We start from the raw sequence: 7,936 nt of genomic DNA on the forward strand, positions 1-7,936 counted from the left end.
CCCCTCGCTACCAACAACAAAGAAAGCTGACGTAGGACACTATTTCCAAAACAATCTGACTCCAGCAGATCGGCTACTTTGCATTCTTCACATATCAACAGATTTAGCAAAACATCGCATACTACAGGCGTTGGGCAAGAAACTATAACCGTTGTTTAAAAAAAAGAGGTGATTTATGGAGCTTATTACCATTAAACCTGGTTGTTACCGTCAGTTTGGCCCGTCAGAAGATTGTACTTTTTGTTTGGTGACTAACATAGATATTGTTGATCAATTCTTGATTGAGAAAAGTGGTTCTTATACAGACTATCGAACAGTTACCTATGACCAGGAAGGGTCATTTGAAGCAATACTACAAAATGAAATTCCGGAAAACTCGCATATTTTTGTAGTTTCACCAAACTGTTTCTTCCGTTCTCCCAATCCAGAGGTATTGGGGGATAAACGCAAATTGATGGCGATGGCTTGCAATTCTACACCAACACCATTAGAAGCTATCAAGCACTTTCTTGGTGTGATTGAGCGAACCGATCCGTATGCTCAAGCAGAGTTTGCCGAGCGTTTTTTTGAGTTAGGACAAAAAAGCGATCGCTTGGAAATTGTAGATGAAGAGTATGGAACTCGCGCCATATTTGACCACCTTGACGACAAATACGAATGGAATTTGCAAGCTGGGCCTTTAGAGTGGGGCGAACAACAGATTGCGCCATCAGGAGAAATTAGTGTTTTACCTGCTGATATTTGGGAGTTTAATCCTAATCTATACCTTGCAATCAATGGTGAGATTGCATTTCGAGGACTACCGATTTTACATAGTGGTGAACCGTCTTTCTTACGGGACGATCAAGCACGTATTTTCAGTCAGTTGCGACAGATGAAGGATCACGCGCTGATTGGGAAGGTAGAGCAAGGTGTTGTAACGGATTTGCATCCCACTCACCCGGATGTAGAACCAGCAGCAGAGATGCTCAAAGCGATGGGTGCTATTGATTCCCGATATTTGACTATTTGGGAGTTAGGTTTTGCGATCAATACCTCACTCGATTTGCTGTGGGGTAATTATGCGATGAACGAAGTTTACGGTGGTACTAGAGGAGCATTGCACTTTGGGCTTGGTTTAACACCTTACACACAGTACCATCTCGATTTGATTTGTCCGGGTATTCGGGTATATGGAAAGGATAAAAAGCTGCTTCTCGGTACTCCAGAACTCACTAGTGCTGTTACTAGATGAGCCAAATTACTAATTCGTAATTCGTAATGACGCCGTTCGCGCAGCGTCTCGTAGAGAGCGTCATTATCAATTACGAGTTATTTTGACAAAGCTTGCTATGTTGTCTAGACTTTGGGGAGAGTAACTATGATTGACCTCACAGGAAAAGTAGTATTAATTACAGGAGCGGCTCGTGGTATAGGCGAGGCATCTGCACGCGCTGTTGTGGCTGCGGGTGGTTATGTAGTAGCCAACGATGTACTTGCAGAACAACTTGATGTTTTACAAGCTGATTTAGGCTCAGAGCGCTGTCACATAGTCGTTTGCGATCTCGCTGATGTCACGGCTGTCCCATATCTATGGGAGCGTGCAACTGACTGGCGAGATCGCATTGATGTACTTGTAAACAATGCAGGAGTGTATGAAAAAGCATTTATAGAGGGTGATTTTGAGGACTGGCATACCTCTTGGATACGTACACTCAATATTAACCTAGTTGCTCCGGCATCCCTGTGTCGTGAGGCTATCCATCACTTTAAACAGCGAGGTGGTGGAAAGATTATTAACATTGCCAGCAGAGCAGGATTTCGGGGTGACTTGCCTGACTATACGCACTACGCAGCATCGAAAGGAGGAATGCTTGCTCTGTCTCGTACAATTGCTCGTGGATTTGCCGATAAGAATATCCTAGTTTATGCGATCGCTCCCGGATTTGTTCGTACAGAACTCAACGCCGAGTACTTTGCTAGCTATGGTGAGTCAGATGCTATCTCCCAGACACCACTGGGGGAGATGGCAATGCCACAAGATGTTGCTAATGTCGTGATTTTTCTAGCCTCAGATTTGGCACGTCATGTGACAGGCGCTACTATTGATGTCAACGGGGCGAGTTACGTCCGTTGAGGATTGCAGGCTCCTGAGAGCAAGTATAGGGATGAAAGTTAGATGGATAGTCAACACTTTCCGCTTCGAGGTGGATGTCACTGTGGCAACCTCAAACTTATATTTAACAGCACACAGACTCCAAACCAATTAGCTGTCCGGACGTGCGCTTGTTCTTTCTGTCGGAAGCACGGCACACGTAGTACCTCAGATCCCAATGGAAACTTGCAAATTCAAATTATGAATCCTGAGCAAGTTATTCGTTATCGCTTTGGTATGCATACAGCCGATTTCCTAATTTGCGGTTGCTGCGGCGTTTACGTTGCTGCTCTCATGCAGCCTGAAACGCAGCAGTCTTTTGCCACCATCAATGTCAACGCCCTAGATTGCGCTCATTTAGTCTCTCAAGATTCGGTAACTGTAGACTACGATGGAGAGACTATGCAATCACGACAAGAACGACGTTTACGAGCTTGGACACCAGTCGTTTCGATTGAAGAACAGAATTCTCAGTCCTAATTAGCTTATCTAAATCAGAGGTATTAATGTTTTTAGACTTGGACTTGCCCTTACACGCACCTTTATTCAAGTCTTAGTGCAGTATATAGCGCACAGATAATTGATCAGCATTGGTTTGTAATGCGGACTTTCAGTTTGTTCAGCTACGTTATTAATCAAAATAGGATGAAGACCGCTGTAGCGAACAGTAGCTGTTATATATCTGTATTAGCTCAAGAAAACTCTTTGAATAAGAGAAAAAGGCAAAAAATTAGCAATTGTTTGTGTTTTTTAAAAGAAGTAATTGGTGACATAAATGAAATTTTTAACTAGTTACTGAAAATACACAAAAAATATTTTATTCATTGCTTAAACGAGATAACACAGTGTATTAATGATTTTTGCTGCTGTGTAAAAATCGTTCTATTTTTGTTGCCAAAAAATTGATTTTTATCTATTTAAAAAAGGTTAAAAAACCTGTTTAAAAGGCTTGTATTTTTCAAAAATTAGTTGTATTGTCTATTTAGCTTGTACAAGCAGACAAACATTAACCAGAATGGAGAAATAACTATGAAGAAAGTAAACAAGAACGGTCGTTACCTTGGCACATTGTTAGGTTAATCTTTTTGGATTAGCTAACTAGCATTTAAATTGCATTTGTCAGAGGTTTTTTTAAGAAGCCTCAACAATTCAGAATTTTTAACAAGTCTGAGTTCTAAAAAGTGTAATTTATTTGCAGATCAGCCGAGTAAATAGGGGGGATTTAACCCTCCTATTTATTAAAAAATAAGCACTTTTTTAGAGCAAAAGTTTGTATATTATGAAGTAGTAATTTTTCAAAACAAATCAACGTTCAGATACAATTACCGATTTGGGTACAGATATAGTAAAAATTACTAAATATAGGATTTCAGGTTGTTTTTAAGTAAGTTCTGTAAAGAATCAACATTTTGTATTTAAGGATATTATCAAAATGGAAACTATACTCATCCGTCCACAACGCCTTCGTCAATTTGGGTCTAGCAAAGATGTTCATTTCTGCCTTGTTACCAACTCCTCTTTAGTAAACCAGTTCCAAATTGTAGAAGATAGCGGCTATACTTCTACAAAAATTGTGCCTTATGATGCAGAGCGATCGCTTGAACAGTTGTTTGACGAAAGTATTCCTGAGCCAGCCCACGTTCTTGTCATTTCTCCGCAATACTTCTTTGAGTCTCCTGCACCCGAAAAACTGGGACAGCGCAAGTTAGTCGTCATGCCTTGCAATTCCACACCAACGCCATTATTAGCGATTCAGCATTTTTTGGGAATCATGGAGCGCACCGATCCTGAAAAACTAGAAGCGTTTGCCGATCGCTTCTTCGATTTGGGAAGGAGTAGTGAGTATCTGGAAATTGTCAACGAGACTCAAGGTACTAAAGCAATCTTTGAACACCTAGATGAGAGCTATGAGTGGAACCAACAGGCAGGATTTATCGAATGGGGAGAGCAACAAATTGCCCCAGCAGGGGAACTCAGCGCCCTACCCGATGACATCATGCGATTTAACGCCAACCTCAGATTAGCAGTGAACGGTGAGATTGCATTGCAAGGTCAGCCTACAGTCCACTCAGGAGCAGTTTCCTTTTTACCTGAAGATCGGGCGCGAATTTACAAAGGGCTTGAGTGTATGCGCGATCGCGCAGTCATTGCTACCGTTAACAACGGTCTGATTACAGAATTACGGGCATCTCATCCAGAAGCTCAACCAGCAGTTGATATGCTCAATAAAATGTTCATGTTAGATTCCCGTTACCGGATTATTTGGGAAATGGGGTTTGGCATTAATACCGCTCACGAACTCCTACCTGGGAATTTTGGGATGAACGAAACCTACGGTGGCAGTAATGGGGTGTTCCATTTAGGAATCGGTTTGACACCTTATACTCAATATGCATTGATCCTGCTCTGCCCAGATACCCAAGTACTGGGTCGCAATGGAGAGGCACTTGTTGGCAAGGCAGCAACGCTTTCAGCAACAAGGTAATACAAAAGAAGAATGCAGAATTCAGAATTCAGCCATGAATCAAGAGTTTGGTTTGTTAATTGACGGCAACTGGTGTAATGGCAGTGATAATCGCTTTGGAGAATTAATCGATCCAGCTAACGAACAGGTAATAGGATGGGTAGCTTATGCAAGTCAAACCGATCTTGATCTCGCCCTCGCTGCTGCCAAAAAAAGCTTTCTAACTTGGCGTGATACACCAGTTAGTACTCGTGTGAAGATACTAGAGCGAGCAGCAACATTACTCTATGAACGTGTTGATACTGCGGCACTCTTGCTTACTTGCGAACAAGGCAAGCCACTAAGGGAATCTCGCCAAGAATTGATCCGAGCAGCCGAAACTATTGCTTGGAATGCTAAAGAAGCAGAACGAATTTTAGAGTACCGTAGTTTTCCTGAGAGCGACTATCGCAGGTTTATCGTACCTGAACCAATTGGTGTTGTCGCTGCCTTTACACCGTGGAACTATCCTGCGGTTGTTTCTGCCCGAAAAATAGCACCAGCACTTGCTGCTGGCTGTACAATAATTCTCAAAGCTGCGGAAGAAACACCAAGTTCGGCTGTGGCGATCGCAACGGCATTAATTGATGCCGGATTGCCACCTGGCGTAATCAATTTAGTTTTTGGCGATCCACCAGCGATTTCTAAACACCTTCTCGCTTCGCCAATTATTAAGAAGCTTTCTTTCACTGGTTCGACAGCAGTCGGTAAACAACTGGCAAAGCTAGCCACAGATAATCTAGTACGCTGCACTCTAGAACTTGGCGGTCATGCCCCAGCGATCGTTTTTGCAGATGCAGATGTTGATGCTGCTGCCGAAGCGATCGCACTTTACAAGTTTAAAGGCTCCGGTCAAAGTTGCAATGCACCTAGCCGAATTTATGTGGATGAAACCCTTTATGAACCATTCCTCAAACGGTTCACAGAACTTGTACAAAATATTCGCGTCGGTGATGGCATGGAGGAGAACACTGACATGGGACCAATGGCAAACCCCCGTCGCATAGCAGCAATGGAACGCTTAGTTGCTGATGCAGTAGCTAAAGGCGGGTGTGTAGTGACTGGAGGAAAAAGGCTGCCAAGACCAGGATATTTCTTTTTGCCTACAGTACTTACTGAAGTTCCAGAGGATGCAGCCATTATGAATGAAGAACCATTCGGGCCGGTCATTACCGTTGCGCCTTTTGCTGACTTTGACGAAGCAATTCATCGAGCAAATAGTAATCCTTATGGACTTGCAGCTTACGTGTTTAGCAGTTCGCCTGTAGTAGCAGAAGCCGCCGCTAGGGCTTTAGAGGTAGGTAGTGTTGGTATTAATCAACTAAGTGGAGTGCCTCCTAATGCGCCAGTGGGAGGTATTAAGGACAGTGGGTATGGATATGAAGGTGGAACTGAAGGACTCGAAGCTTTTCTTAACCTCAAGTTGCTCAGTCAAAAGGTCTTATCTTAACCTTAATAAACTTGTTTACCCAACAATAATGAAGAGGAGCGTAGCTATCTATGTCAGCAAAAACAACTTTTAATTCACAAATTCGTTTAGCCACTCATAATGATGTTCCTAGCATAATCAATATTATGCACGAGGTTTACATTGAGCATGGTCTGATATTTGAAGTTTCTCAAGAAATACCAGATATTTTAGATTTTGATAAAACCTACAATCAAAAATCTGCTGCTTTCTTTGTTTTATTAGTCAAAGATGAAATTATTGGGACTGTAGGTGTCAAAATAATCAAATCTTCAGAAGCAGAAATTGTCAGGCTTTATCTTAAACGTGATTTTCGAGGTCTTGGTTTAGGCTACCAATTACTTGAAACTGCGGTTGATTGGGCACAAGAACAAGGGAAAAATCATATAGAGCTATGGTCTTTTACTCAATTTACCCAAGGTCATAGTCTTTATAAAAAGTTTGGTTTTACTCAACTTGATACACGCCAAATGAATGATGTTAATAAAACTCAAATGTATGGTTTTGCATTTTCAAGTTAAAGTAATTCATATTAGAAATGCATAAGTTTTTATCTGACGCAGAGGCGAAAATCAGGGCTGATTAAAGATATTAATGACATAATAAGAAGACAATGCCATGAAAAGTAATTATGTTATTTCTGGAGGTCAAAAGGGTAAAGACCGCCTAAAAATCCTAGCAGAAGTTGTGCAAGAAACTACACTCAATCTTTTGAAAAACGTTGGAATCAGTGAAGGAATGAACTGTCTTGACGTAGGATGTGGAGGTGGTGATGTAACTATAGAGATAGCAAAATTAATCGGTGCAAAAGGTAAAGTCATCGGCATCGATATGGATAGTAGTATTATCCAGTTAGTTCAAGAAGAATTTAAACAGCAATTTCCGAATATTGAATTTAGAGCATTAAATGCTTTTGATATTGATGAGCGATCGCAATACGATTTGACTTATTCCCGTTTTTTACTAGCACATTTAACGAATCCCGGAATAGTAACTACAAAAATGTATCATGCTTTAAAACCTGGAGGAGTTGCTATAGTTGAAGAAACAGATTTTTCTGGATATTACTGTTATCCAGAATCCCAAGCTTTTACGAGATATCTTGAACTACACCGCCAAGTGATTGACCGCAGGGGTGGAAATGTCGATTTAGGAGCTAAGGTTCCTAAAATTCTTAGAGATTCAGGGTTTAAAAATATTCAAGTTAATTTAGTACAACCAATATTTACAAAACTCTCAGAAAAAATAATTCCTCAACTAACATTACTCAATATTAAAGAAGCAATTGTTTCAGAGAAGCTTGCCTCACAAAAGGAGGTAGATTGTCTTTTGGCAGAGCTAAGTCAATTTATCGAAAATCAACAAAGTATTATAGTCTTTGCTAGATTATTCCAGGTTTGGGGGTACAAGTAAAATCAAAATATTTTTAGTTTTATTTAAATATGAACAAGGGAAGTTTTTATACTGGAACTAGTGAACTGACTGTTGCTATGCTTGTGTCGGGAACAGTTGGTGTGTTTTTTAAGGAGTCACATCAAGCAGTTTTTAATGTTGTATTTTACCGCTGTATATTCGGAGCAATTTTCTTAAGTTTATTCTGCTATTTTAAAGGATATTTTCAGCAACCAAATTTAACTTTACGAGTACTAACGCTGACTCTACTTAGTGGTGTATCGCTGATTTTAAATTGGGCATTAATTTTCAAATCTTTCTCACTAATCTCAATTGCATCTGGGTTGTCATCACAATACTGTTCTAGAGAGTTTTTTGGCTTGCTTTGGCGCTTGTGGGAAGCTTCGGCTTGCAATTCTTCTACTGCATCCCAAGCAGC

The 7,936-nt window shown here is 40.8% G+C and carries 7 protein-coding genes and 2 pseudogenes; 8 read left to right on the forward strand and 1 reads right to left on the reverse strand.

Going from position 1 to position 7,936, the window contains the following annotated elements; all coding sequences use genetic code 11:
* Positions 1–175 precede the first annotated feature (175 nt).
* The 8 genes and pseudogenes from LC574_RS16445 to LC574_RS39050 all read left to right on the forward strand — a co-directional run.
* Positions 176–1,234 carry a hypothetical protein gene (locus LC574_RS16445; protein WP_229454509.1) on the forward strand — a complete coding sequence of 353 codons (1,059 nt, stop codon included), beginning with the start codon at positions 176–178 and terminating at the stop codon, positions 1,232–1,234.
* Between the two features lie 126 nt (positions 1,235–1,360).
* Positions 1,361–2,116, forward strand: coding sequence for an SDR family NAD(P)-dependent oxidoreductase (locus LC574_RS16450; RefSeq protein WP_229454510.1), 756 nt, complete (start codon positions 1,361–1,363; stop codon positions 2,114–2,116).
* Between the two features lie 219 nt (positions 2,117–2,335).
* A complete protein-coding gene (locus LC574_RS16455; protein WP_229454511.1) occupies positions 2,336–2,614 on the forward strand; it encodes a hypothetical protein in 279 nt (92 codons plus the stop codon).
* Between the two features lie 952 nt (positions 2,615–3,566).
* Positions 3,567–4,619 (forward strand): hypothetical protein, encoded by a 1,053-nt coding sequence (locus LC574_RS16460; protein WP_229454512.1) that lies wholly within the window; start codon positions 3,567–3,569, stop codon positions 4,617–4,619.
* Positions 4,570–6,087 carry an NAD-dependent succinate-semialdehyde dehydrogenase gene (locus tag LC574_RS16465; protein WP_229454513.1) on the forward strand — a complete coding sequence of 506 codons (1,518 nt, stop codon included), beginning with the start codon at positions 4,570–4,572 and terminating at the stop codon, positions 6,085–6,087. The genes LC574_RS16460 and LC574_RS16465 overlap by 50 nt, the downstream gene beginning before the upstream one ends.
* A 50-nt stretch (positions 6,088–6,137) precedes the next feature.
* Entirely contained in the window at positions 6,138–6,626 is a 489-nt protein-coding gene (locus LC574_RS16470) for a GNAT family N-acetyltransferase (RefSeq protein WP_229454514.1), read from the forward strand.
* A 97-nt stretch (positions 6,627–6,723) separates the two neighbouring features.
* Positions 6,724–7,518, forward strand: a complete 795-nt coding sequence (locus tag LC574_RS16475) for a methyltransferase domain-containing protein (RefSeq protein WP_229454515.1) — start codon at positions 6,724–6,726, stop codon at positions 7,516–7,518.
* Positions 7,519–7,595: 77 nt separating this feature from the next.
* Positions 7,596–7,781, forward strand: a pseudogene (locus tag LC574_RS39050) (hypothetical protein); the annotation flags it as partial.
* Between the two features lie 44 nt (positions 7,782–7,825).
* On the opposite strand, the pseudogene LC574_RS16480 reads toward LC574_RS39050, so the two are convergent.
* Positions 7,826–7,936 (reverse strand): annotated as a pseudogene (locus tag LC574_RS16480) (CP12 domain-containing protein); the annotation flags it as partial.

The organism is Nostoc sp. CHAB 5715, assembly GCF_020829685.1.
Classification (GTDB): domain Bacteria; phylum Cyanobacteriota; class Cyanobacteriia; order Cyanobacteriales; family Nostocaceae; genus Nostoc.